Raw genomic sequence first — 22,868 nt, 5'->3', positions numbered from 1 at the left:
GCGCCCTCCCTGCAGTCGAGTTGCCGAGGCCCCATTGTAGCCGCAGCCGTGCCGCCCGCGTCCCGTCACGTGCCTCCCGCTATGCGCCCTGTGCATAGCGGGAGGCGGTCTGGGCATTGTACTTCTCGCCAGGCGGGCATGACGATGGGGGTGTCAGAGAACCACGTGCAAGGAGGCAACCATGGAGTACAGGACCCTCTCCAACGGCGTGAGGATGCCGATGCTCGGCTACGGCGTGTTCCAGATCGACGACGCCACGACCGAGCGCTGCGTCGAGGACGCCATCGCCAGCGGCTACCGCATGATCGACACCGCCCAGGCCTACGGCAACGAGCGCGGCGTCGGCGCCGGCATCAAGGCCAGCGGCGTCGACCGCGACGAGCTCTTCATCGTGAGCAAGGTGTGGGTGTCCAACTACGGCGAGGGCAAGACCTACGAGTCCATCAGGCGCTCGCTCGAGCTGCTCGGCACCGACCACGTCGACCTGATGCTGCTCCACCAGGCCTACAACGACTACCACGCCGCCTGGCGCGACATGGAGCGCGCCTACGAGGAGGGACTGGTCCGCGCCATCGGCGTCTCCAACTTCGACCCCACGCGCCTGCTCGACATCTGCACCTTCGCCAAGGTCGCCCCGATGGTCAACCAGGTGGAGACCCACGTCTTCTGGCAGCAGCACTACGCGCACCAGAACATGGAGAACCTCGGCGTGGCCCACATGGCCTGGGGCCCGTTCGCGGAGGGTGCCAATGGGTTCTTCTCCAACCCGCTGCTCGCGCAGATCGGCGAGAGGCACGGCAAGTCGGTGGGGCAGGTGGCGCTGCGCTACCTCATGGACCTCGGCGTCATCGTGATCCCCAAGTCCACGCACAGGGAGCGCATGGAGGAGAACTTCGACGTCTTTGACTTCGAGCTCACGGACGAGGACAAGGCCAAGATCGCCGAGCTCGACTGCGACCGCTCCATCTGCTACGACCACCGCGACGTACAGCTCATTGGCGGCCTGCTGCAGCTGGTGAAGGGCCAGATCGCCGCGCAGTAGCGCGGTCAGCGCCTGAGCTCCTCAACGATGTCGAGCACGGCGCGCGGGGCGTCGAGAAGCGCCACGACATAGAACGTCGCATGCGCGTCCGCGTCCTGTATGGGGATGCGGACGCGCCTCTCGTCCCCGTTCCTCCACTCGGCGACGTCCGTGACGAAGCCGAGCAGGTCGGAGGAGCGGATCATCTGCGAAAGCACGGTGGCGTCCCTCTGCTCGATGAAGCGGGCGTTTGGCATGGCGCCGCGCACGATGTCGCCCCAGAAGCCGACCTCCGAGTTCATGAGGAACGTGCGGCCGTCCAGCTCGGCAAAGCTCACGCTCGTCCGCCCGGCCAGCTCGTCGTCGGCAGGCGCGTAGACGAAGAGGTTCTCGACCATGAGCGGCGTGCAGGAGACGTTGGGCAGACCCATCGGCCGCCGCGTGACGGCCAGGTCGGCCGAGCGGTCAAAGAGCCGCCGCTCGACCTCGCGCTCGTCGTCGACGAGCTCCGAGGTGAGGATGGTCCCGGGGAGGCACTCGGTCACGCGCTCGGTCAGGCGCCACACCGGCGCCGGTGCCACCGAGGAGATCAAGATGGTGCGGCCCGTGCGCGTGATCTCGCTGAAGGCGTCGCGCATGCGGCGCTCCTCGGCCAGGATGGCCCGGGCATGGCGCAGCGCGAGCCGCCCGGCCTCGTTGAGCTCCGCGTGGTTGCGCGTCCGCTCGAAGAGCTCGCAGCCCAGCTCGCGCTCGAGGGCGCGCATCGAGCGGCTCACGCTGGGCTGGGACGTGTGCAGCGCCGACGCCGCGGCCGAGATGGTGCCCGTCCGGGCGATGGCGTCAAGTTGCCTGAGCTGCTCGAACTCCATGTGCGCCCCCGATGGTTCTTCTCGCCGCGTCACACCCACCAGTCTAGCGCTTGGCGAGAAGGACCTGGGGACGCGCCCCCCGCGGGAGACCGCAGGAGCTCCCGGCCGTTCTCCTCGCCGGAGGCGGCCGCGCGCGCCCGCGTTACCCCTCGACGCGCGTGCCACCGAAGACCTCCGAGGTCGGGATCTGGTCGAGGGCGTTGTCAATGGCGGCGACCTCCGCGCGCGAGAGCCTGACGTCGGCCGCGGCGAGGTTCTCTTCCACGGCGAGTGCGCAAGGCGGTCGAGGAACCGCTCCATGGCGTACAGGCGCATGGCCGCCTGGGCCTTTGCGCTGTCGGTGCCGACGAGGTTCTTGATGTGATCCATGAGCTGACGTGAGCCTGTGATCATAGGAGCACCTCCAGGTAGGTGGCGAGCAGGCGATCGACCGAGAACGCACGTGCGTAGCGCATGAGGAGGGGGGTGTCGCGCCGGCGCGAACGCGCGTAGCCCTTAAGGGCGGCGAGCAGCTCCTGCTGGTCGACCGTCGTCCGGCTGCGCAGGAGGTCCACGAGGGTCCGCTCGCGGCTGTAGCACCGCACGGGATGGCCGAAGGGGGTCTCCGCCGCCCCGAGCCCGAGCTCAAACAGGCCGCTCCTGACCTTATACACCCTCACGCCGTCGTGTGCGAGGGCGGCCGACCCCGTGCCTGTGGCGAGGGTCGCGCTCACCGCTACCGGCTCCCGCTCGGAGAGCCCGAGTAGGAACAGTGCCGTCTCATGGGAGAAGACGAGCTTGGGATAGCGGAACTGGAAAGTGTACAGGGGGTCCTCCCAGGCTCCCGGGTCCCGATAGAGCCCGCGAGCTTCGCGCACGAGCCCCTTCTCGTGTGCGTAGAGGGAGACCACCTGCGGTGAGATCCCGCGGTCCGCCGCCTCCTTGCAGGAGAGATACCCGTTTCCCTCGTCAACGAGCCTGTCGAGCTGTTCCCTCTGCGTCACTTCCCCTCCTCTGCTACTTATATTCAAGCCCAAATCGTATATCAAATGGGCTTGAAATTCAAAAGAACTTGCGCCTTGGGGTCGAAAGAACCGAGGCAACACCATGGCCTCGCAGCGTCGCATCAGACCCTGTCGGGCGTTTGAACCGAAGCCCCTTGGAAGAAATGTAGGCGGTTTGCGTAATGGCTCAGCCTGGAGCGAGGCGTGTGGTAGAATCCTCTCGCACGCGGGCATCGCCAAGTGGTAAGGCATCAGCTTCCCAAGCTGACATTCGCGGGTTCGAGTCCCGTTGCCCGCTCCATGAACCTCCAGGCCCCGCTGGGGCCTTTTTTGTGCTCGAAAGGAGCCGACCATGGCCCCCATCCCCATGACCGACGAGGAGTGCCGCCGCGCCACCGAGGCGCTCTCCGACCAGATCGACCTCTACGCCAACCTCCTCGTGAGGAAGGGCGCCGCGCTCAGGCCCGGCCAGGAGCTCGTGCTGCAGGCCCCCGTCGAGAGCGCCGACTTCGCCCGTCGCGTGGTGCGCGCGGCCTACCGTGCCGGCGCGGGCCACGTCACGGTCATCTGGGCCGACGACCAGGTCACTCGCCTCACGTACGAGAACTGCGACCTCTCCTTCTTCGAGCACACGCCCAGCTGGCAGGTCGAGCAGCTCAACTCCCTCGCCGAGGACGGCGCGGCGTTCCTTTTCCTGGAGGGGTCGGACCCCTCCGCGCTCAAGGACGTCGACCCCGCCAAGCCGGCCGCCGCGGCGCGCGCCAGGAACACCGAGTGCCGCTCCTTCCGCGACGGCATGGACTTCGGGCGCAACGTCTGGTGCATCGCCGGCGTGCCCGTCCAGGCCTGGGCGAGCGAGGTCTTCCCCGACCTCTCGCCGGCCGAGGCCCTCTACCGCCTGTGGGTCCTCGTCCTCGAGGTCTCCCGCGCCGACGGCGAGGACCCGGAGAGCTCCTGGGAGACCCACAACGCCTCCTTCGAGAAGACCAAGCGCTTCCTCAACTCCCGGCGCTTCGACGCGCTGCGCTACGAGTCCGACAACGGCACCGACCTCACGGTCGGCCTGCCCGAGGGGCACGTCTGGGACGGCGGCGCGGGCCGCACCCAGGACGGCGTGACCTTCTTCCCCAACATCCCCACCGAGGAGGTCTTCACCTCCCCCGACCGCCTGCGCGCCGACGGCGTGGTTCACTCCGCGCTGCCGCTCGTGCGCTCCGGCCAGATCGTGCGCAACTTCTGGCTGCGCTTCGAGGGCGGCCGCGTGGTCGACTTTGGCGCCGAGCAGGGCCGCGAGGTCCTGCGCCACATCATCGAGACCGACGAGGGCGCCCGTCGCCTCGGCGAGGTCGCGCTCGTGTCCAAGAACACGCCCATCCGCCAGAGCGAGACGCTGTTCTTCAGCACCCTCTACGACGAGAACGCGAGCTGCCACCTGGCCCTGGGCATGGGGTTCCCCGAGTGTCTCGAGGGGGGCGTGAACCTCGGCAAGGAGGAGCTTCTCGCCCGTGGCGTCAACCAGAGCTCCACGCACGTGGACTTCATGATCGGCACGGACGACCTCAACGTCTTTGGCATCTCGGCCGACGGGACGGAGACCCCCGTCTTCGTGAACGGCCAGTGGGCCTGGGAGTAGCCTCGCTCCGTGGTAGAATCGTCACCGCGCGCCGTTAGCTCAGCTGGTAGAGCAGGGGACTTTTAATCCCAAGGTCCAGGGTTCGAAGCCCTGACGGCGCACCACCGATCGCACGCCCCCGGCAGCGGACCCGCGGCCGGGGGCCTCTTGTGCGGCGGGAGGTTCTTCTCGCCGTGCCCTTTTGGCCGTGCTCCTGCGCCTCCATCCCCCACACCTCCATCGAGTGCGCGAAATTCGGCCTCAACTTTTTGAGTTTACCGACACAAACTCGGCGTTTGCCCAGTTGGCGGTCAGGGGCGGAGGTCGCAGCCCAAGAGAGAAACCTCGAATTTCGCGCACTCGGCGAGAGGGGGGGATGGCGCCGTGCCCCACTCCGCTCAACGGGCGAGAAGAACCCCGCGCCCGCGCCCGCCGACCAAAACAGGAAAAATCAGGAAATCCGGCCGCCGCGCGTCCCGAAAGCGGTTACAGTCTGCTTGACGTGACGTCTGCGGCGAAAGGAAGACCATGGAACTCATCGTTGACTCCGCCGACCTCGAGGCCGTGAAGGAGTTTGACTCCCTGCTCGAGGTGTCCGGAGTGACCACCAACCCCTCGATCATCATCAAGAGCGGAAAGTCCCCGGAGCGTGCGATCGACGACATCCTGGGCTACCTGCGCCCCGACCAGAAGTTCTTTGCCCAGGTCGTGCGGACCGACTTCGAGGGCATCATGGAGGAGGCGCGCGCCATCTGCGCCCTGCGCCCGGAGAACACCTACGCCAAGATCCCCGTGACGCGCGCGGGCCTGCGCGCCATCAAGGAGGCCAAGCGCGAGGGGCTCTCCGTGCTGGCCACCGGCATCCACTCCGCCGAGCAGGGGTTCCTTGCCGCGATGAGCGGGGCCGACTACCTGGCGCCCTACGTCAACCGCATGTGCAACTACGGCGACGGCGTGGGCCGCGTGATCGACCTCATCGACATGGTCACGGTCAACGGGCTGGACGCCCGGGTCATGGGCGCCTCGTTCCACAACGTCGAGGAGGTCCACGAGCTCATCCGCGCGGGCATCCACGCGCTCACGCTCCCGCCCAACATCCTTTCCCTCATGGTGGAGCACCCCGGGACCGAGCGCGCGGTCGAGGAGTTCAGCGCGGGCTGGCGCTCCGCGTACGGACGCGACCAGCTCTTCGAGAGATAGGGTGCGGCCGGGCCCGCGGGTGCGACGCGGGTCCGGCGCCGCCTAGCAGAGGGCGGGGGTACCCGTCCTCACGATCGCGCGCAGGATGTCGGGGTTCGTCTCGTCGGTGATGACGGCGGTGAAGTCGTTCACCGAGGCAAAGCGGTAACCCTTGTGGATCCTGAACTTCGAGCGGTCGGCGAGCAGGAACTTGTACGAGGCGTTCTGTAGCGCCCGCTGCTTGACCGAACCGTCGTCCATGTTGTAGGCGAGCACGGCGCTCGTCTGCAGGTCGACGCCCTCGGCGCCGATGAAGGCCTTGGCAAAGAGGAGCGGCTCGAGCAGGCTGATCGTGGCCGAGCCGATGAAGCCGGTGAGCTGGGCGTTGAGGTAGCCGCCGGTGGAGAGGGCAGTGACGTGCGGGTTCCCGGCAAGCCGCTTGGGGATCTCGATCATGTTGGTCGTCACCACGAGGCGCTTGTCGCCGGCCGCGATGATGTCGGCCAGGCAGAGGTTGGTGCGCGAGATGTCCAGGAAAATGGTGTCGCCGTCGTTGATCTCCATGTAGGCGCGCCGCGCGACCGCCATGCGGTTCTCGTTGCCGAGCAGCGTGTCGTCGTTGAGGTTGGCCAGGGCGGGGGACTCCGCCGGGACGGGCGTCGCCGGGCGCGACGGCTCGCCCACGCGGAAGGCCCCGCCGTACTCGCGGCGGCACTTCCCGGCGTCGGCGAGGGCCTTGAGGTCCTTGCGGATGCTGTCGAGGCTCACGCCAAACAGGACGGAGAGCTCCTCGACGGTCACGTGACCGGCCGAGTCGAGGATCTCGAGGATCTTCTCGCGTCGCTGCTTGGGAAACACCCTGTGTCCACGCCTTTCGTACAACTTCGTCAGCAACTTATCAGGATACGGCAATTGGTGGCGACGTGGCTGAAGGCGCGCCGGCGCTCCCCAAAAGACCACTCGCCGAATTTGGACGTGTTGTGAACAAAACAGGAAAAATCAGGAAAAAGAACGCTATAGTAGGTAGGGTCTGAGTCAAGAGTGGAAGGGGGCGCTTCATGGCCGGTATGGCATCCATGCTCAAGCGCGAGAACGTCCAGATCGTCGAGAAGGTGGACTCCTGGGAGGAGTCCGTCCACGTGGCCGTCCAGCCGCTCGTGGACCAGGGCTACGTCGAGAGCCGCTACATCGACGGCATCATCTCCAACGCCAAGGAGTTCGGCCCCTACTTCGTGATCTGCCCGGACCTGGCGCTCCTGCACGCCCGCCCCGACCAGGGCGTCCTCAAGCGTCAGCTCGCGGTGACGGTCCTGCGCGAGCCCGTCCGCTTCAAGGAGGAGGGCCCGGACGTGCGCGTCCTGGTGACCCTCGCCGCGACCGACGCCGACGGCCACATCGAGGTCATGCGTCGCCTCGCGACCATGTTCTGCGACCCGGACAACATCACCAAGATCGCCGAGGCCCCTTCGGCCGACGAGATCTACGACTACTTCACCGCGCCCGAGGAGTAGGGCACAGATTTGGCTTTCAGGCCGGCGGCGGGGAGAGGCCGCCGGCAGACGGCATGTATAACAGGCACTAGAAAAGGAAAGTGAGGTAGAGAAGATGGAGGCAGTTCTCGACTTTATCGTCAACATCCTGTCCACCCCGGCCATCCTCGTCGGTCTTCTCTCGCTCGTCGGCCTCGCCCTCCAGGGCAAGCCGATCGAGGACATCGTCACCGGCACCGTCAAGACCATCGTCGGCTTCCTCGTTCTTGAGGCGGGCTCCAGCTTCCTGCAGTCCGGCTCGCTGCTGGCCTTCGGCGAGGTCTTCAACTACGCCTTTGACATGCAGGGCGTCGTTCCCAACAACGAGGCCGTCGTGTCCATGGCCCTGAACGACTTCGGCCAGGCCTCGGCCCTCATCATGTGCATCGGCATGATCCTCAACATCGTGCTGGCGCGCTTCTCCCGCATGCCGTACATCTTCCTGACCGGCCACCACACGCTCTACATGGCGTGCATGTTCGCCGTCGTCCTCTCCATCGGCGGCCTCGAGGGCTGGACCCTCTACGTTGCCGGCGGCTGCCTGCTCGGCCTCATCATGGTCCTCTCCCCGGCCTACTGCCAGCCCACCTTCCGCAAGATCACCGGCTCCGACGGCATTGCCTTCGGTCACTTCGGCGGCATCGGCTACGCCTTCGCCGGCTGGATCGGCCACTTCTTCAAGGGCGGCAAGTCCACCGAGGACATCAACTTCCCGAAGCGCCTCATCTTCCTGCGTGACACCACCGTCTCCATCTCCATCACGATGATGGTCATCTTCGTGGTCGTCACCGGCGTCGCCGTGGGCCGCGGCCTCCTCGCCGAGGACCCGACGCAGTTCCAGTACCTCAACACGCTGCTCAACGTTGGCACCGAGACCCAGACCAACTGGCTCGTGTGGTCGCTGACCTCCGGCATGTCCTTCGCCGGCGGCGTCTACATCATCCTCTCCGGCGTCCGCCTGATCGTCGGCGAGATCGTCCCCGCCTTCAAGGGCATCGCCGAGAAGCTCGTCCCCGGCGCCAAGCCCGCCATCGACTGCCCGGTGTGCTTCCCGTACGCCCCTAACGCGGTCATCATCGGCTTCCTGACCTCGTTCGTCGCCGGCATCGTTGGCCTGGTCATCCTGACCCTCATCAACGCCAACATCACCCCGGTTGCCCTCATCCTCCCCGGCGTCGTCCCGCACTTCTTCTGCGGCGCCTCCGCGGGCGTCTTCGGCAACGCCGAGGGTGGCCTCAAGGGCTGCATCGCCGGCGCCTTCGCCCACGGCCTGCTGATCACCTTCCTGCCGGCCATCTGCATGCCGGTCTTCACGGCCCTCGGCTTCACCTCCGCCACGTTCTCCGACGCCGACTTCTCCTGGATGGGCATCGTCTTCGGCAACCTCGCCCAGGCCATCCCGGGCTGGCCGCTGTTCGCCGTCTGCGTCATTTGCTTCCTCCTGCCGATTATCTACAACATCGTTGCTCCCAAGCCCAAGGCCAAGGAGTAGCCTAGGTTGTGACGTCAGGCGTCACACGAGAAAGGAAGTAGGAACATGGCAATCAGGAAGATCATGTGCGCGTGCGGCTCCGGCCTCGGCTCGAGCCTCATGGTCGAGATGAACATCCAGGACGTCCTCAAGAAGATGGGCGTCGACGGCGTGGAGGTCGTTCACTCCACCACCTCCGATGTTCACCCCGGCGCCGCTGACCTCTTCGTCATCGGCCGCGACCTCGCCGACTTCATCAAGGACGTTCCCTCCGAGGACGTCGTGGTGCTCCAGAACATCGTCGACAAGAACGAGCTCGAGGGCAAGCTGCGCGAGAAGTTCGGTCTGTAAGATCTGACCTGCTTGGGGAGCCCGTTCGCCTGCGTTCGGGCTCCCCTTGTGTGTCGAGCACGTGACCTGCTGCAAACGACAAGGAAAGGGAGGATCGCTCAATGACGCCTGAGGAGCTTTCCGGACTCAAGCTGCTGTCCGCAAAGATTCGCCGCGACATCCTCGTCATGCTGGAGAAGGCCGGATCCGGCCATCTCGGCGGCTCCATGTCCATCGTGGAGCTCATGAGCGTTCTGTACGGACGCCGACTCAACTACGACCCCAAGAACCCGCGCTGGGAGGACCGCGACCGCGTGGTGCTCTCCAAGGGCCACGCCGGCCCCGGCTGGTACTCCGCCCTCGCGGAGAGCGGTTTCTTTGACCGCGAGATGCTGCTGACCCTCAACGTGGGCGGCACCAACCTGCCCTCGCACCCCGACCGCACCAAGACCCCGGGCGTCGACATGACGACCGGCTCGCTCGGCCAGGGCACGTCCACGGCGGCCGGCATCGCCACCGCGCTGCGCATGAAGGGCAGCAAGAGCCGCGTCTACCTCATCGTGGGAGACGGCGAGCTCAACGAGGGCCAGTGCTGGGAGGCCTTCCAGTACCTCGCCCACTACAAGCTGAACAACTGCGTCGTGGTCATCGACTGGAACAAGCGCCAGCTCGACGGCACCTGCGAGGAGGTCATGAACCCCTTCGACATCGCAGAGAAGATGCGCGCCTTCGGCTTTGCGGTCCAGCAGGTGAACGGCCAGGACATCGAGGCCCTCGACGAGGCGCTCGCCGCCGCCGAGGCCGTCACCGACTCGGCCACCTGCGTCGTCATGGACACCGTCAAGGGCGCCGGCGTCCCGTTCTTCGAGACCTACGCGGGCAACCACTCGGTCAAGTTCTCCGACCCGGCCTGCAAGGAGGCCGCCGACGCCGCCATCGCCGAGCTGACCGCCTACATCGAGGGGAGTGAGGCATAGTGTTCACGCTTGCCAAGAACCGTGACGAGAAGGGCATGGAGCTGCGCGACGTCATGGTCGACGCCATCGAGCTCGCCATGGCAGACGACGAGCGCGTCGTCGCGCTCGAGGCCGACCTCGGCGGCGCGAGCCGCTTCACCAACATCGCCAAGAAGTATCCGGGCCGCCTCATCCAGTGCGGCATCGCGGAGGCCAACATGATCGGCGTGGCCGCCGGCATGTCCTCCGAGGGCTACCACCCCTTCACGCACACCTTCGGGCCCTTCTCCACGCGCCGCGTCTTCGACCAGATCTTCCTCTCGGGCGCCTACGCGCACAACACGCTCAACATCTTCGGCTCCGACCCGGGCTTTGCCGTGGGCATCAACGGCGGCACGCACACCACGTGGGAGGACATGGCGCTCATGCGCACCATCCCCGGCGCCATCGTCTGCGACCCGGCCGACGAGACCCAGATGCGCTGGATCGTGGCCGAGTACGCCAAGATGGAGGGCATCCACTACATCCGCGCCAACCGCAAGAACGTCCGCAACGTCTACGAGCCGGGCTCCACGTTCGAGTTCGGCAAGGGCAACCTGCTGCGCCAGGGCTCCGACGTGCTGATCGTTGCGTGCGGCCAGCTCGTGAGCGAGGCCCTCGACGCCGCCGAGGCGCTCGAGGCCGAGGGCGTCTCCTGCTCGGTGGTCGACATGTTCTGCGTCAAGCCGCTCGACGAGGAGCTCGTGCTCTCCGAGGCGGCCGGCAAGAAGCTCGTGGTCACCTTCGAGAACCACGGCGTCATCGGCGGCCTGGGCGACGCCGTCGCCGCTACGCTCGCCGAGGCCGGTGCGGGCGTCAAGCTCGTCCGTCACGGCGTGAAGGAGCGCTTCGGCCAGGTGGGCGACCCCGCGTGGCTCCAGAAGGACTTCCACCTCACCGCCGACGACCTCGTGGCCTCGGTCAAGGGAGGCCTCGCATGAGCCTCGCATCGATCATCGACCACACCGTCCTCAAGGCCAACGCCACGCGCGAGCAGGTCGAGCGCCTCTGCGACGAGGCCGCCGAGCACGGCTTTGCCTCCGTCTGCGTGAACTCGTGCTGGGTGGCCACGGCCGCCGAGCGCCTTGCCGACAGCCCGGTCAAGGTCTGCACGGTCATCGGGTTCCCGCTCGGCGCCATGTCCACCGCCGGCAAGGTGGCCGAGGCCACCTGCGCCGTCGCCGACGGCGCCGACGAGCTCGACATGGTCATCAACGTCGGCTGGCTGCTCGCCGGGGAGGACGACGCGGTCTGCGCCGACATCGCCGCCGTCGTGGAGGCCGCCCGCGGCCGCTGCGTCAAGGTGATCCTCGAGACCTGCCTGCTCACGCCGGAGCAGATCGTGCGCGCCTGCGAGCTCTCCGTCGAGGCGGGCGCCACCTTCGTGAAGACCTCCACGGGCTTCTCGACCGGCGGCGCCACCGTCGAGGACGTGGCCCTCATGCGCAAGACCGTGGGGGACCGCTGCAAGGTCAAGGCGTCCGGCGGCATCCACAACGCCGCCGAGGCCCAGGCCATGGTCGACGCCGGTGCCGACCGCATCGGCACGAGCAGCGGTATCGCCATCGTGGCCGGATAGCCGCGCTCCCGCAGCCCTCGGGCCGGACGTCCTTCTCGGCGTCCGGCCCTTTTTGTTTCCACTCGAATTCAATTCCGGACCACGCCGCCGCGGCGGTCTATAGTCAGCCTCGTCAGACAGCCGCGGGCCAATAGCCCGCGCCCGCTCAACGTACTTGAGGAGGCCAACGTTTATGAACGTTCACAGCGCGCAGACGCCCGCTGCGGCCCTCCTCCCCTCCCGACGCCAGAACCGACGAATCACGCCCTAGATGTCGCGTGTCGCTTCAAGCTTGCCGGTTCTTATCGCCAGCCTCGGCTCCAAGCGCCCCGCGACGTCGGGGCTTTCTTGTATGCACGTCAAGCTGCTAGCCAACCAACCGAAGGGAATCACCATGGCTGAGAAGGAAAAGGTCGTTCTTGCGTACTCCGGCGGACTGGACACCTCCGTCATCGTCAAGTGGCTGCAGGTCGAGAAGAACCTCGACGTCATCGCCATCTGCGGCAACGTGGGCCAGGACGAGAAGGACCTCTCCTGGATCAAGCAGAAGGCGCTCGACATGGGTGCCATCGCCTCCGAGGCGCTCGACATGCGCGCCGAGTACGCCGAGAAGATCCTCTCCAAGGCGATCTGGGCCAACGGCAAGTACGAGGGCGTCTACCCGCTGCTCTCCGCCCTGTCCCGCCCGCTGATCTCCAAGCACCTCGTGGACATCGCACACCAGTACGGCGCCAAGTACATCGCGCACGGCTGCACGGGCAAGGGCAACGACCAGGTGCGCTTTGAGACCTGCATCCGCGCGCTCGACCCCGAGCTGGAGATCATCGCGCCGGTGCGCGTCTGGGACCTCACCACGCGCGACTCCGAGATGGAGTGGGCTGAGAACAACGGCGTGCCCGTGCCCACCACCAAGAAGAAGCCCTACTCCATCGACGACAACCTCTGGGGCCGCGCCATCGAGTGCGGCGTGCTCGAGGACACCTGGAACAAGCCGCCCGCGGACATCTGGACGATGACGGCCAACCTCGAGGACTGCCCGGCCGAGCCGGAGGAGGTCGTCATCTCCTTCGAGGGGGGCATCCCCACCGCCATCAACGGCGAGAAGATGGACCTGCTCAGCCTCATCATCAAGGCCAACGAGATCGCGGGCCGCAACGGCTACGGCCGCATCGACATGATCGAGGACCGCGTCGTGGGCATTAAGAGCCGCGAGTGCTACGAGTGCCCGGCCGCGCTGCTGCTCATCCAGGCCCACCAGACGCTCGAGCAGCTCTGCCTCGACGCCGAGACCCTCAAGCAGAAGGCCAAGATGGACGTGGAGTGGGCCTCGACCGTCTACCGCGGCCTGTGGTTCTCCCAGAACCGCAACGCCATCGACGCGTACAACGCCTACACGCAGAAGTTCGTGACCGGTGACGTGCGCATCATCCTGTGCAAGGGCGGCCTGTTCGTCGACGGCGTGCGCAGCCCCTACAGCCTCTACGACTACAACCTGGCCACCTACGACGAGGGTGACACCTTCGACCACAGCGCGGCGCGCGGCTTCATCGAGCTCCACGGCCTGCAGTCCAAGACCTGGTCCAAGGTCCAGGGCCCCGGCTCCGGCCTCCAGCCCGTGCACTAGGAGACAAGGGGACGGTCCCTTCGTATCCCTTCCGGCCCGCCGGCCGACAAAGCTGGGGAAAACGTTAATCCCCTCTCAAGGTGAGGTTAATCTGGCCCTGGGACCATGTTCTCAGAGACGGATCTGGCAACCGACCGAGAGAGGGGATTGCCATGGAGAAGATCGAGCTTGTGGAGACCGTGCGCGAGAAGGCCGGCGTGGGCTACGCGGACGCGAAGGCGGCACTCGACGCCTGCGGGGACGACGTCCTGGACGCCCTGGTGTGGCTGGAGGAGCGTGGCTACTCGCAGACGGGGACGGCGCGCGCGTCGACCGGCGCGCCGGGCGCGGGGGTCTCGAGCGAGATGCGAGCGGCGCAGGACGCCTACGCACGCTCGGCGCAGTCGGGGCCGCGCGCGGCCGCGGGCTGGCTCTCGCGGATGGCGGCGGCGTGCCGGCGCTTCCTGCGGCGCGGCATGGACAGCAAGGTGGTCTCCTACCGCAACGGCGAGAAGTCCGTGCAGCTGCCGCTTCTGCCCACCGTGCTGGGCGAGGTGCTGTGGCTGCTGCTCTCGTCGGCCTCGACCGGGCGCGCCGTCTACCTGGGCCCGTTCCAGCCCGTCTGGTGGATGGCGCTCATCCTTCCCGTGTTCTTCCTCGCCTACCTGGTCTTCTTCTGTCGGATAGAGAGGCCGGCGGAGGAGGCGGAGGAGCCGCGCGCCGCGACTCGCGCGACGGCCCCCGCGCCTGCCCCGGCGCCCGCACCGGCCTACGCCCCGCGGCCGGCGACCCCGGCGCCCGCGCCGCGTGCGGAGGAGCGTGCGGACTCCGAGCCCGCCGACGAGCCCGCGTCCTTCTCGCCGGACAACAAGGCGGCGACGCCGGAGCCCGAGCCCGAGGCGCGCGGCGCCGAGGAGCCGAGCCATGACTAGGGTCCTGCTCGTCGAGGACGAGGAGAAGCTTGCGCGCTTCGTCGAGCTCGAGCTCGCGCACGAGGGCTACGAGGTCACGTGGGTCGCGGACGGGCGCTCGGCCGTGGACCGGGCGCTGGACGTGGACTTCGACCTCGTCCTCCTGGACATCCTGCTGCCCCAGCTCAACGGCATGGAGGTCCTGCGGCGCATCCGGCGCGAGAAGGACGTCCCCGTCATCATGCTCACGGCGCGCGACGCGGTGATGGACAAGGTCGCCGGCCTCGACGCCGGCGCGGACGACTACGTGACCAAGCCCTTTGCCATCGAGGAGCTTCTCGCCCGCGTGCGGGTGGCGCTCAAGAGGCACGCCCCCGCCGCCCTGTCCGAGCCCGACGCCGCGGGCGTTCTCGCCGCCTGCGGGGTGACGCTCGACCCCGAGCGCCACGTGGTCTCCGTGCGCGACGAGCCCGTGGAGCTCACCAACCGCGAGTTCGAGGTCCTGCGCGCCCTCATGGAGCACCCGGGGCGCGTGCTCACGCGGGTCCAGCTCGCGCAGGAGGCCCTCGGCTACGACTACGTGGGGGAGACCAACGTGGTTGACGTGCACATAGCCCACCTGCGCGCCAAGCTCGACGACCGCTTTGGCGTCAAGCTCATCACCACCGTCCGAGGGGTTGGTTACGTTGTCAGAGAAGGCTGAGCCTCCCAGCACCCAGCTCGCGGCGGGCGAGAAGCGCTCCTCCTCGATTGCGTGGAGAATCGCGCTCGGCTTCTGGTGGAGGCGGCTCGTGCGGTGGGTCCTCGTGGACCTGATCGCTCTTCTCGCCGTGCTTGCCGCGCTCTGGGTGGGGTACGCCCGGGACCTCCCGGCCGACGCGCTCGCCTACGGCATCATCCCAGCTGACCACGTGACCTGCGAGCTCTTCTTCAGCACGGACCGCAGCGGGCTCGATGCGCTGACGCTCGCCGTCAAGACGGGTCCGACCCCGGCGGGCGACTGGTTCTTCTTCGAGCCCGGCTCTGACCTCATCTCCCTGTGGCCCGCGGGCGCCGCCCTTCTTGCCGTCGAGCTGCTGAGCCTGCTGGGCATCTTCTCGGACGTCCGACGAATCCGGCGCAGGCTGCAGCCCCTGAACGCGCTCGCCCTGAGCGCGGAGGCGCTCGGGTCCAAGGACATCATGGACGCGAGCAAGATCGAGAGCCTCGAGCAGGCCATCGAGCGGGCGTCGGTCGACTCGCCGCAGGTAAAGACCGGCGTCGACGACCTGGCGAGCATCGAGGTGGCGCTCAACGGGCTGCTGCGCCAGATGCAGGAGGCCAAGCTCCAGCAGATTCGCTTCGTCTCCGACGCGAGCCACGAGCTGCGCACGCCGATCGCGGTCATCCAGGGCTACGTGAACATGCTCGACCGCTGGGGCAAGGACGACCGAGCGGTCCTGGAGGAGTCCATCGCCGCGCTCAAGGCCGAGGGCGCGCACATGCAGGAGCTGGTGGAGCAGCTGCTGTTTCTCGCGCGCGGGGACTCGGGGCGCAACACGCTCGAGCTCGCGCCCGTGAACCTCGCCGCGCTGGTGAGCGAGGTGGCGGGCGAGTCGGCCATGATCGACGCCGACCACGCCTACGAGCTGGGCTTCTCGACCAACGCCGCGAGCGACGAGCGCTTCGTCGTGACCTGTGACGCGTCGATGGTCAAGCAGTCCGCGCGCGTGATCGTGCAGAACGCGGCGCGCTACTCGGCGACGGGCACGAGGATCTTGCTGGACGTGGCGGCAGATGCCGACTCCGTCTCCTACTCTGTGCGCGACGAGGGGATGGGCATGTCACCCGAGGAGGCCACCCACGTCTTCGAGCGCTTCTGGCGCGCCGACGCCGCGCGCGACGCGTCCAAGGAGGGGACGGGCCTGGGGCTGGCCATAGCGCGCTGGATCGTGGAAGAGCACGGCGGCACGATCGACCTCGTCTCGCACGAGGGCGTGGGCACGCGCTTCACCGTGCGGATTCCGCGACGCTGAGCGGAGGCGCGCCGCCCGGTGACGGGAAATTAATCCACATTTGGTTTTGTGAATCGAGCAAAAGGCCAGTTGGCTGTTTTCTGAGCGCCCTGAAATGTGGATTAATTTCCCGCGGGTCCCTCTAATGTGGCCCCAATCAGAAGGCCCCCAGAGATTTTCCTCCCTCCCAGGGCAGAAGGGACCAGACGAGCTGCTGTCTTGCCTGCTCCACCTGGTGATCCCACGCCCCGTCTTCGACGACGCTGGCCGCCGCGGGTCCGCCGAGCCGCTCTGATGCCATCAGGGCCTCAAGGACCACCGTATCAAGGCCGCCACACGCAAAAACGTCCTCGGCAACAACCGGCATGACCACCCGTCCCTGTGCGGCGAGCTCCCTGTCGCGCTTGCGGTCGTCTACGTACTTATTCCTCAGCTGGGCAAGCGATGCCCTCAGCTCCGTGGAGTTGCTAATGGATTTGATGATTGACGAGAGGTTGAGATGATCGTGGCCGTCGTAGTTGAAGCCGACAGGGAGGTCGTCGAGCACAATGTCGGGAACCCTGCTGCTCATGCACCCGCGCTGGACGAGTGCGCGTGGATTGCCCTGCCGCTTGTTGAGGGTGATCTTTTCGATTCCATACCCCAAATCCCTGACGGGCCGCACGACCATCAACGCCATCACAGCCTCGATTGCCGACCACGCGTTGTCCCGCACGTTCTTCAGGTGACGCCTCGCCGCGGGCATTCCGGCAATCCCCTGACACCGGTCGATATAGTCACCGATGCGCAGAACATCCGTAACGGGGTCGAGGCCATGAGTCACGCCGCCCGTGCGGGGGTCAATTGGGCTGCGGGCAAACGTCCCGCAGAGCTCATAGCCGAGGAGCTCGTGCACGGCCGGGTGCATGACTCTGGCGAGCTCGATAAAGAGCAGCTCGGGACAGGGAATGACCAGATCATCGCTCAGCTGTAAGAACGATCCTGGGGGCAATCCCGTGGAATACACCGTGCTTGAGAAGAAGGAGGCGAGCGGCCGCGTCTCCTGCGAGGGGACGGCCACGCACACGCGCCGCTCGGGACTGGGCGCGTCGCGCAGGCCGAGTAGCTCGTGGGGGATGAGCCGCGCAGTCCACCTGCGCTGCGGGAGGGGGTCCGGCTCGGGCAGGCCGCGGATCTGGGCGTGCGCGAGCTCCCCGGTTGCCCGGACGTGTCGCAGAAGTGCGAGCGCAGACGTCTTGTTGACGCAAATCAGCATGGCGACCCCTTTCGTTGTGCGATGGGGGCCGCGCGGTGGCCGGTAGGGTATCACACCCCTTGCCGCCCGGGCGCGGGGCAGCTGCGGACGGCGGCAAGCGTTCGCCGGGCGGTCCGTAAAACCCATGCTACGCGACGGGCGCTCGCGCAAGGACCCGTTCCCGCTTTGGTAAGCTTGTTGGGACAAAACGCGAGCAAGGAGGGCTCATGGCGCTGTGGGGCGGCAGGTTCGAGAAGGGCGTTGACCAGTTCACGCAGGAGTTTGGCGCAAGCCTCGGGGTCGACAAGAGCATGGCGGCCCAGGACATAGCCGGCAGCCGCGCGCACGCTCGCATGCTCGCCGAGCAGGGCATCATCTCGGCCGAGGACCAGGCCGCCATCGACGAGGGCCTCGCCGACATCGCCGCCCAGATCGAGGAGGGCACCTTTGTCTGGGACGTCAACGACGAGGACGTCCACATGGCCGTGGAGGGCGCGCTCACCCGCAACATCGGCACGCCCGGCGGCCGCCTGCACACCGGCCGCTCGCGCAACGACCAGGTGGCCACCGACATCCGCCTGCTCGCCAAGGACCTCTGCGACCAGCTGCTCTCCGGCAACCGCGCCCTGCGTCGCGTCCTTCTCGACGTTGCCGAGAAGAACCTCGACGTGGTGATGCCCGGCTACACCCACCTGCAGCACGCCCAGCCGGTGCTGCTCTCCCACCACCTGCTCGCCTACTTCTGGATGTTCACGCGCGACCACGTCCGCCTCGTCGCCGCGCGCGACGCCGCGGACGCCAACCCGCTCGGCGCGGCGGCGCTCGCCGGCACCACCTACCCGCTGAACCGCCAGCGCACTACCGAGCTCCTGGGCTTTGGCCGCACCATCCCCAACTCGCTCGACGCCGTCTCCGACCGCGACTACCTGCTCGACCTCGAGTACGCCTGCGCCGTCTCCATGATGCACCTCTCGCGCCTGTGCGAGGAAATCGTGCTGTGGAGCTCCACCGAGTTCGGCTTCATCACGCTCTCGGACAGCTACTCCACGGGCTCCTCGATCATGCCGCAGAAGAAGAACCCCGACTTCGCCGAGCTCACGCGCGGCAAGACCGGCCGCGTCTACGGCGACCTCATGGCGCTGCTCACCACGATGAAGTCCCTGCCGCTCGCCTACAACAAGGACCTCCAGGAGTGCAAGGAGGGCCCGCTCGACGCCGCTCGCACGCTCAGCGACTGCATGGAGATCGCCGCGGGCATGGTCGAGACCATGACCGTGAACGCCGACGCCATGCTCGCGCAGGCGGGCACGGGTTTCTCGGCCGCCACGGACGTGGCCGACTACCTGGCCAAGAAGGGCATGCCCTTCCGCGAGGCGCACCGCGTGGTGGGCGAGCTCGTGCTCTACTGCGAGAAGCATGGCAAGGGCCTCGAGGACCTCACGGCCGAGGAGTTTGCCGCCGCGAGCCCGCTGTTCGAGGAGGACGTCGCCCGCGACCTCGACCCGGCCGGCATTGCCAACGCCCGCGTGACCTACGGCGGAACCGGCCACGACGCCGTGGTGGTCCAGCTCGGGGAGGCCCGCGCGGCGCTGGCCGCGGACGAGGGCCGCGTGGCGTAGAGGTTCTTCTCGCCCCTGCGGTAGAATCAGGCTGGTATGCAGCGCGACGCCGAAGGAGCCCCACATGATTGATCGCTACACCCGCCCCGAGATGGGCCACATCTTCTCGCTGGAGAACAAGTACCGCATCTGGCAGGAGATCGAGGTCCTGGCCTGCGAGGCGCACGCCGAGATGGGCAAGATCGGCATCACGCGCGAGGAGGCCGCCTGGATCCGCGAGCACGCGGACTTCAACAAGGACGAGGTCGACGCCATCGAGGCCGTGACCAACCACGACGTCATCGCCTTCCTCACCAACATGGGCGAGTACATCGACCGCGACGTGCCCGAGGGCGAGCCCAAGCCCTCCCGCTGGGTGCACTTTGGCATGACCTCGTCCGACCTGGGCGACACCGCCCTGTGCTACCAGCTCGTCCAGGCCACCGACATCCTGATCGAGGACGTGCGCAGGCTTGGCGAGATCTGCAAGCGCCGCGCCTTCGAGGAGCGCGACACCCTCTGCGTGGGCCGCACGCACGGCATCCACGCGGAGCCCATGACCTTTGGCATGAAGTTCGGCAGCTGGGCCTGGGAGCTCAAGCGCGACCTCGACCGCCTCGTGGACGCGCGCAAGAACGTGGCCTTTGGCGCCATCTCCGGCGCTGTGGGCACCTACAGCTCCATCGACCCGTTCGTGGAGGAGTACGTCTGCGAGCACCTGGGCCTGGTCCACGACCCGCTGTCCACGCAGGTCATCAGCCGCGACCACCACGCCTACCTCGCCGGCGTCCTGGCCACCACCGCCGCCACCTGCGAGCGCATCGCCACGGAGATCCGCAACCTCCAGAAGACCGACACCCTGGAGGCCGAGGAGCCGTTCAAGAAGGGCCAGAAGGGCAGCTCCGCCATGCCGCACAAGCGCAACCCCATCACGCTCGAGAAGGTCTGCGGCCTCTCCCGCGTGGTCAAGGCCAACGCGCAGGTCGCCTTTGACAACGTGGCCCTCTGGCACGAGCGCGACATCTCGCACAGCTCCGCCGAGCGCGTGGCGCAGGCGGACAGCTTCATCGCGCTCGACCACATGCTCCAGTGCCTCATCCGCATCGTGGACGGCCTCATCCTCTACCCGGCCCAGATGATGGCCAACCTCAACAAGACCCGCGGCCTCATCTACTCCTCCAAGGTGCTGCTCGCCCTCGTGGAGACCGGCATCACGCGCGAGGAGGCCTACGCCATCGTGCAGGAGAACGCCATGGCCACGTGGCGCGAGGTCCAGCAGTGCGAGGCCGGCAGCACCTTCCGTGAGAAGCTCGAGGCGGACCCGCGCTGCACCGTGCCCGCGGAGGAGCTCGACGCCATCTTCGACCCGCGTGCCTTCCTCACGCGTGCCGGCGTGGTCTTCGATCGCCTGGAGCAGCTCGAGTTCTAGGCGCCGCGTCACGTGACGCGTCTCGGCCCCGCGGGCACTTCTCGCCCGCGGGGCCGTCTTGCGCGCGGCTGGGCGGGTATACTGCTGTGAGCAAGCAACGAGGGGAGAAGAACCACCATGCAGCACTTTGACTACACCCCGCGCGGGGTCTGCTCGCGCGCCATCCACATCGACCTGTCCGACGACGGCAAGACCATCGAGGCCGTCTCCTTCGAGGGCGGCTGCAACGGCAACCTCAAGGCCATCGGGCGCCTCGTGGCAGGCAAGCCCGCCGCCGAGATCGCCAGCATCCTCGAGGGCAACACCTGTGGCCCGCGCAAGACCTCGTGCGCCGACCAGCTCTCGCGCGCGCTCACGGAGGCCCAGGCCGCGATCGCCCAGGCCTAGCCCATGCGCTTCCCCAGGCTGACCAGGCGCTCGTTCTTCAAGACCGCGGCCGCCGGCACCGCCGTCGCCGCCGCGGTGGGGGTCCTCTCCGGCTGCACGCACACCTCTGACGAGCAGACCTCGGACCCGGTCGTCGTGGACGAGGACTCCGCCGAGAACGTGCTCGACTCGTTCGAGCAGGTCGACTCCACGCTCGTGGAGGAGAACGCCTGGACCATCGCCCTCGGCAACGTGCTCCACCCCGCCGAGGGCGCCTGGATCCCGGTCACCACGGCGGGCTCGTCGGCCACGCCCATGGTAAAGGGCTCCGCGCTCTCGGTCTCGTCCGGGCAGCTCGTCGAGGTGGTGTCGGTGCCGATGGGGCAGTCGACCACCACGGTCATCTACGACGTCCGCTGCTCGGACTCCGTCTACGCCTGGGTCGAGCTCGACCTCGTCACGCGCGCCTGGACGCTCTACGCGTCGTCCTTCTCGGGCGGCGAGCTCACCGGCGACACCAAGACGCTCTGGGAGGGGGACTCCGACTTTGACCCGGCGCCGTTCGCGGTCACGGGCGACCTGGTGATCTGGCAGGTGCAGCCTGCGGTCGGCGGGTCGAGAACCGCGGAGAGCTCGCACTGCTACCTGTGGCGCTCCGGGGACTCCGAGGCCAAGGCCGTCGTGGAGTCGCCGGGCCGCTTCGCCACGGCGCCGACCGTCTCGGGAGACGTGGTGACGCTCACCCCCCGCGTCCGCGCCGACCAGGGCGTCTACTACGGCGTGACGGCCTACTCGCTCGACGATGACCTCGCCACCAGGGTCGACCAGCTCGTGATGCCCCAGAGCGTGCGGCCCTTCCGCGCCTCGCGCGTGGGCGAGCGCTTCCTCGTGTCCGTCGAGGCCAGCTACAGCTCGGGCGGCCTCCTCGGGCAGATGGGGACCTACATCGGCACCGCGGACGGCGGCTTCTTCCGCATCTCCGCCGAGCCCTCCGAGGGGGGCTGCGGCAAGGGCGACGTCGTCATCGTGAAGGTCCTCAACGCCGCGTCCGCCTACTACGTGGTCGACGTGGCAAACCGGACCTACTCGGGCATATCCTCGGTGGACCGCTCGCTCGACTACGGCGAGTTCCCGGCGCGCGCGGGGGAGTGCGACCTCTTCGTGACCTTCTCGACGGTCAAGGACGCGGACACCGGTTACCCCGCTTCCGTGTCGGTACGTACCTTCCGCCTGTAACCTGTGAATCGCCCGCAGGCCGGTGGGGTACACTAGTGTCACTACGGGCCACGTCCGTGGCAACGCGAGCAGACACAGGGAGGCCCCCAGATGGCTTCAGACGAGAAGAAGATCCTGCTGGTCGAGGACGAGAAGGCCATCCGCGACGCCGTCGCCGCCTATCTCGAGCGCGAGAACTACATCGTGCGCGGGGTCGGTGACGGCCAGAGCGCCGTCGAGGAGTTCGAGAAGCACACCTTCGACCTCGTCATCCTTGACCTCATGCTCCCCAAGCTCTCGGGCGAGCGCGTGTGCCGCGCCATCCGCGAGACCTCGAACGTGCCCATCATCATGCTCACGGCCAAGGGCGAGGTCGAGGACCGCATCATCGGCCTCGAGCTCGGCGCCGACGACTACCTCATCAAGCCCTTCAGCCCGCGCGAGCTCGTCGCCCGCGTGCGCGCCCTGCTGCGCCGCGCCCACACCGAGGCCGAGCCGGCCCTCGAGGTCCTCGACTTCGGCGACCTCGTGATCGACATCTCCGGTCACAAGGTGCTCGTGGAGGGCAAGGAGGTCGACCTCACGGCCTCCGAGTTCAAGCTGCTCACCACGCTCGCCCGCTACCCGGGTCGCGTCTACACGCGCATGGAGCTCGTCGAGAAGGTCCTCGGGTACGACTTCGAGGGCTACGAGCGCACCATCGACTCCCACGTCAAGAACCTGCGCGCCAAGCTCGGCGACGACCCGCGCAACCCGCGCTGGCTCTACACCGTCCACGGCGTCGGCTACCGCTTCGAGGCCCCCGAGAAGGCCGCGGACGCCTCGGCCAAGTAGGCCCCCGTGTCGGCTCGCTTTGTGACGGGGCACGACGCCCATCCCGACGAGGCGCCCGAGCGTGCCTCGTCCTCGCGCAGCTCGTGGAACACCATAAAGCCGCGCCCTAAGGGCGGGCGCCCGTACGCGACGAGCCT

Annotated in this window: 23 protein-coding genes and 2 tRNA genes; 20 read left to right on the top strand and 5 right to left on the bottom strand. The window is 67.5% G+C overall.

Annotation, left to right across the window (positions count from 1 at the left end; all coding sequences use genetic code 11):
- Window positions 1–181 precede the first annotated feature (181 nt).
- Window positions 182–1,042, top strand: coding sequence for an aldo/keto reductase (locus tag B5F23_RS07405; protein WP_087353276.1), 861 nt, complete (start codon window positions 182–184; stop codon window positions 1,040–1,042).
- Window positions 1,043–1,047: 5 nt separating this feature from the next.
- Here the strand turns inward: B5F23_RS07405 and B5F23_RS07400 are convergent, their stop codons facing one another.
- The 3 genes from B5F23_RS07400 to B5F23_RS07395 all read right to left on the bottom strand — a co-directional run bounded on the left by B5F23_RS07400 (window position 1,048) and on the right by B5F23_RS07395 (window position 2,873).
- Complete coding sequence (locus tag B5F23_RS07400) at window positions 1,048–1,890, bottom strand: LysR family transcriptional regulator (RefSeq protein WP_158096143.1); 843 nt, start codon at window positions 1,888–1,890, stop codon at window positions 1,048–1,050.
- A gap of 142 nt (window positions 1,891–2,032) precedes the next feature.
- Window positions 2,033–2,155 (bottom strand): hypothetical protein, encoded by a 123-nt coding sequence (locus B5F23_RS10045; RefSeq protein WP_275083208.1) that lies wholly within the window; start codon window positions 2,153–2,155, stop codon window positions 2,033–2,035.
- 124 nt (window positions 2,156–2,279) lie between these two features.
- Window positions 2,280–2,873, bottom strand: a complete 594-nt coding sequence (locus B5F23_RS07395; RefSeq protein ID WP_087353272.1) for a type IV toxin-antitoxin system AbiEi family antitoxin domain-containing protein — start codon at window positions 2,871–2,873, stop codon at window positions 2,280–2,282.
- Between the two features lie 226 nt (window positions 2,874–3,099).
- On the opposite strand from B5F23_RS07395, the gene B5F23_RS07390 reads away from it, so the two are divergent.
- From B5F23_RS07390 to B5F23_RS07375, 4 genes are all read left to right on the top strand, one after another.
- Window positions 3,100–3,174 (top strand) — tRNA-Gly (locus tag B5F23_RS07390).
- Window positions 3,175–3,225: 51 nt separating this feature from the next.
- Entirely contained in the window at window positions 3,226–4,506 is a 1,281-nt protein-coding gene (locus B5F23_RS07385; RefSeq protein WP_087353270.1) for an aminopeptidase, read from the top strand.
- 28 nt (window positions 4,507–4,534) lie between these two features.
- Window positions 4,535–4,610, top strand: a tRNA-Lys gene (locus B5F23_RS07380).
- Window positions 4,611–5,013: 403 nt separating this feature from the next.
- Complete coding sequence (locus B5F23_RS07375; protein ID WP_087353268.1) at window positions 5,014–5,685, top strand: transaldolase family protein; 672 nt, start codon at window positions 5,014–5,016, stop codon at window positions 5,683–5,685.
- 42 nt (window positions 5,686–5,727) lie between these two features.
- On the opposite strand, the gene B5F23_RS07370 is transcribed toward B5F23_RS07375, so the two are convergent.
- Window positions 5,728–6,522, bottom strand: coding sequence for a DeoR/GlpR family DNA-binding transcription regulator (locus B5F23_RS07370; RefSeq protein ID WP_087353266.1), 795 nt, complete (start codon window positions 6,520–6,522; stop codon window positions 5,728–5,730).
- Window positions 6,523–6,722: 200 nt separating this feature from the next.
- On the opposite strand from B5F23_RS07370, the gene B5F23_RS07365 reads away from it, so the two are divergent.
- The 10 genes from B5F23_RS07365 (at window position 6,723) to B5F23_RS07320 (ending at window position 16,076) form a co-directional block, all read left to right on the top strand.
- Window positions 6,723–7,175 (top strand): PTS sugar transporter subunit IIA, encoded by a 453-nt coding sequence (locus B5F23_RS07365; protein ID WP_164484258.1) that lies wholly within the window; start codon window positions 6,723–6,725, stop codon window positions 7,173–7,175.
- A 94-nt stretch (window positions 7,176–7,269) separates the two neighbouring features.
- Complete coding sequence (locus B5F23_RS07360; protein WP_087353263.1) at window positions 7,270–8,685, top strand: PTS ascorbate transporter subunit IIC; 1,416 nt, start codon at window positions 7,270–7,272, stop codon at window positions 8,683–8,685.
- Between the two features lie 45 nt (window positions 8,686–8,730).
- Window positions 8,731–9,015: a PTS sugar transporter subunit IIB gene (locus tag B5F23_RS07355; RefSeq protein WP_087353261.1), complete on the top strand. Its 285-nt coding sequence runs from the start codon at window positions 8,731–8,733 to the stop codon at window positions 9,013–9,015.
- Window positions 9,016–9,116: 101 nt separating this feature from the next.
- Window positions 9,117–9,971: a transketolase gene (locus B5F23_RS07350; protein ID WP_087353259.1), complete on the top strand. Its 855-nt coding sequence runs from the start codon at window positions 9,117–9,119 to the stop codon at window positions 9,969–9,971.
- Entirely contained in the window at window positions 9,971–10,930 is a 960-nt protein-coding gene (locus B5F23_RS07345) for a transketolase family protein (protein WP_087353257.1), read from the top strand. The genes B5F23_RS07350 and B5F23_RS07345 overlap by 1 nt, the downstream gene beginning before the upstream one ends.
- Complete coding sequence (gene deoC, locus B5F23_RS07340; RefSeq protein ID WP_087353255.1) at window positions 10,927–11,568, top strand: deoxyribose-phosphate aldolase; 642 nt, start codon at window positions 10,927–10,929, stop codon at window positions 11,566–11,568. The genes B5F23_RS07345 and deoC overlap by 4 nt, the downstream gene beginning before the upstream one ends.
- Window positions 11,569–11,941: 373 nt before the next feature.
- A complete protein-coding gene (locus B5F23_RS07335) occupies window positions 11,942–13,171 on the top strand; it encodes an argininosuccinate synthase (RefSeq protein ID WP_087353253.1) in 1,230 nt (409 codons plus the stop codon).
- A gap of 152 nt (window positions 13,172–13,323) precedes the next feature.
- Window positions 13,324–14,082, top strand: coding sequence for a hypothetical protein (locus tag B5F23_RS09880; protein ID WP_087353251.1), 759 nt, complete (start codon window positions 13,324–13,326; stop codon window positions 14,080–14,082).
- Entirely contained in the window at window positions 14,075–14,764 is a 690-nt protein-coding gene (locus B5F23_RS07325; protein ID WP_087353249.1) for a response regulator transcription factor, read from the top strand. Before B5F23_RS09880 ends, B5F23_RS07325 begins: the two co-directional genes overlap by 8 nt.
- Window positions 14,748–16,076, top strand: coding sequence for a sensor histidine kinase (locus B5F23_RS07320; protein ID WP_164484257.1), 1,329 nt, complete (start codon window positions 14,748–14,750; stop codon window positions 16,074–16,076). Before B5F23_RS07325 ends, B5F23_RS07320 begins: the two co-directional genes overlap by 17 nt.
- A gap of 136 nt (window positions 16,077–16,212) precedes the next feature.
- On the opposite strand, the gene B5F23_RS07315 is transcribed toward B5F23_RS07320, so the two are convergent.
- Window positions 16,213–17,310: a hypothetical protein gene (locus B5F23_RS07315; protein ID WP_087353247.1), complete on the bottom strand. Its 1,098-nt coding sequence runs from the start codon at window positions 17,308–17,310 to the stop codon at window positions 16,213–16,215.
- 206 nt (window positions 17,311–17,516) lie between these two features.
- On the opposite strand from B5F23_RS07315, the gene argH reads away from it, so the two are divergent.
- From argH to B5F23_RS07290, 5 genes are all read left to right on the top strand, one after another.
- On the top strand, window positions 17,517–18,908 hold the full coding sequence (gene argH, locus B5F23_RS07310; protein WP_087353245.1) for an argininosuccinate lyase: 1,392 nt from the start codon (window positions 17,517–17,519) through the stop codon (window positions 18,906–18,908).
- 64 nt (window positions 18,909–18,972) lie between these two features.
- Window positions 18,973–20,316, top strand: coding sequence for an adenylosuccinate lyase (gene purB, locus B5F23_RS07305; RefSeq protein ID WP_087353243.1), 1,344 nt, complete (start codon window positions 18,973–18,975; stop codon window positions 20,314–20,316).
- A 117-nt stretch (window positions 20,317–20,433) separates the two neighbouring features.
- Window positions 20,434–20,703 (top strand): TIGR03905 family TSCPD domain-containing protein, encoded by a 270-nt coding sequence (locus tag B5F23_RS07300; RefSeq protein WP_087353241.1) that lies wholly within the window; start codon window positions 20,434–20,436, stop codon window positions 20,701–20,703.
- Between the two features lie 3 nt (window positions 20,704–20,706).
- On the top strand, window positions 20,707–21,918 hold the full coding sequence (locus B5F23_RS07295) for a Tat pathway signal protein (protein WP_087353239.1): 1,212 nt from the start codon (window positions 20,707–20,709) through the stop codon (window positions 21,916–21,918).
- Between the two features lie 90 nt (window positions 21,919–22,008).
- Complete coding sequence (locus B5F23_RS07290; protein WP_087353237.1) at window positions 22,009–22,731, top strand: response regulator transcription factor; 723 nt, start codon at window positions 22,009–22,011, stop codon at window positions 22,729–22,731.
- The last annotated feature ends 137 nt before the right edge of the window (window positions 22,732–22,868 follow it).

This window comes from Olsenella sp. An188 (assembly GCF_002160255.1).
GTDB lineage: Bacteria > Actinomycetota > Coriobacteriia > Coriobacteriales > Atopobiaceae > Thermophilibacter > Thermophilibacter avistercoris.
This window is presented reverse-complemented; position numbering and strand designations above follow the sequence as displayed.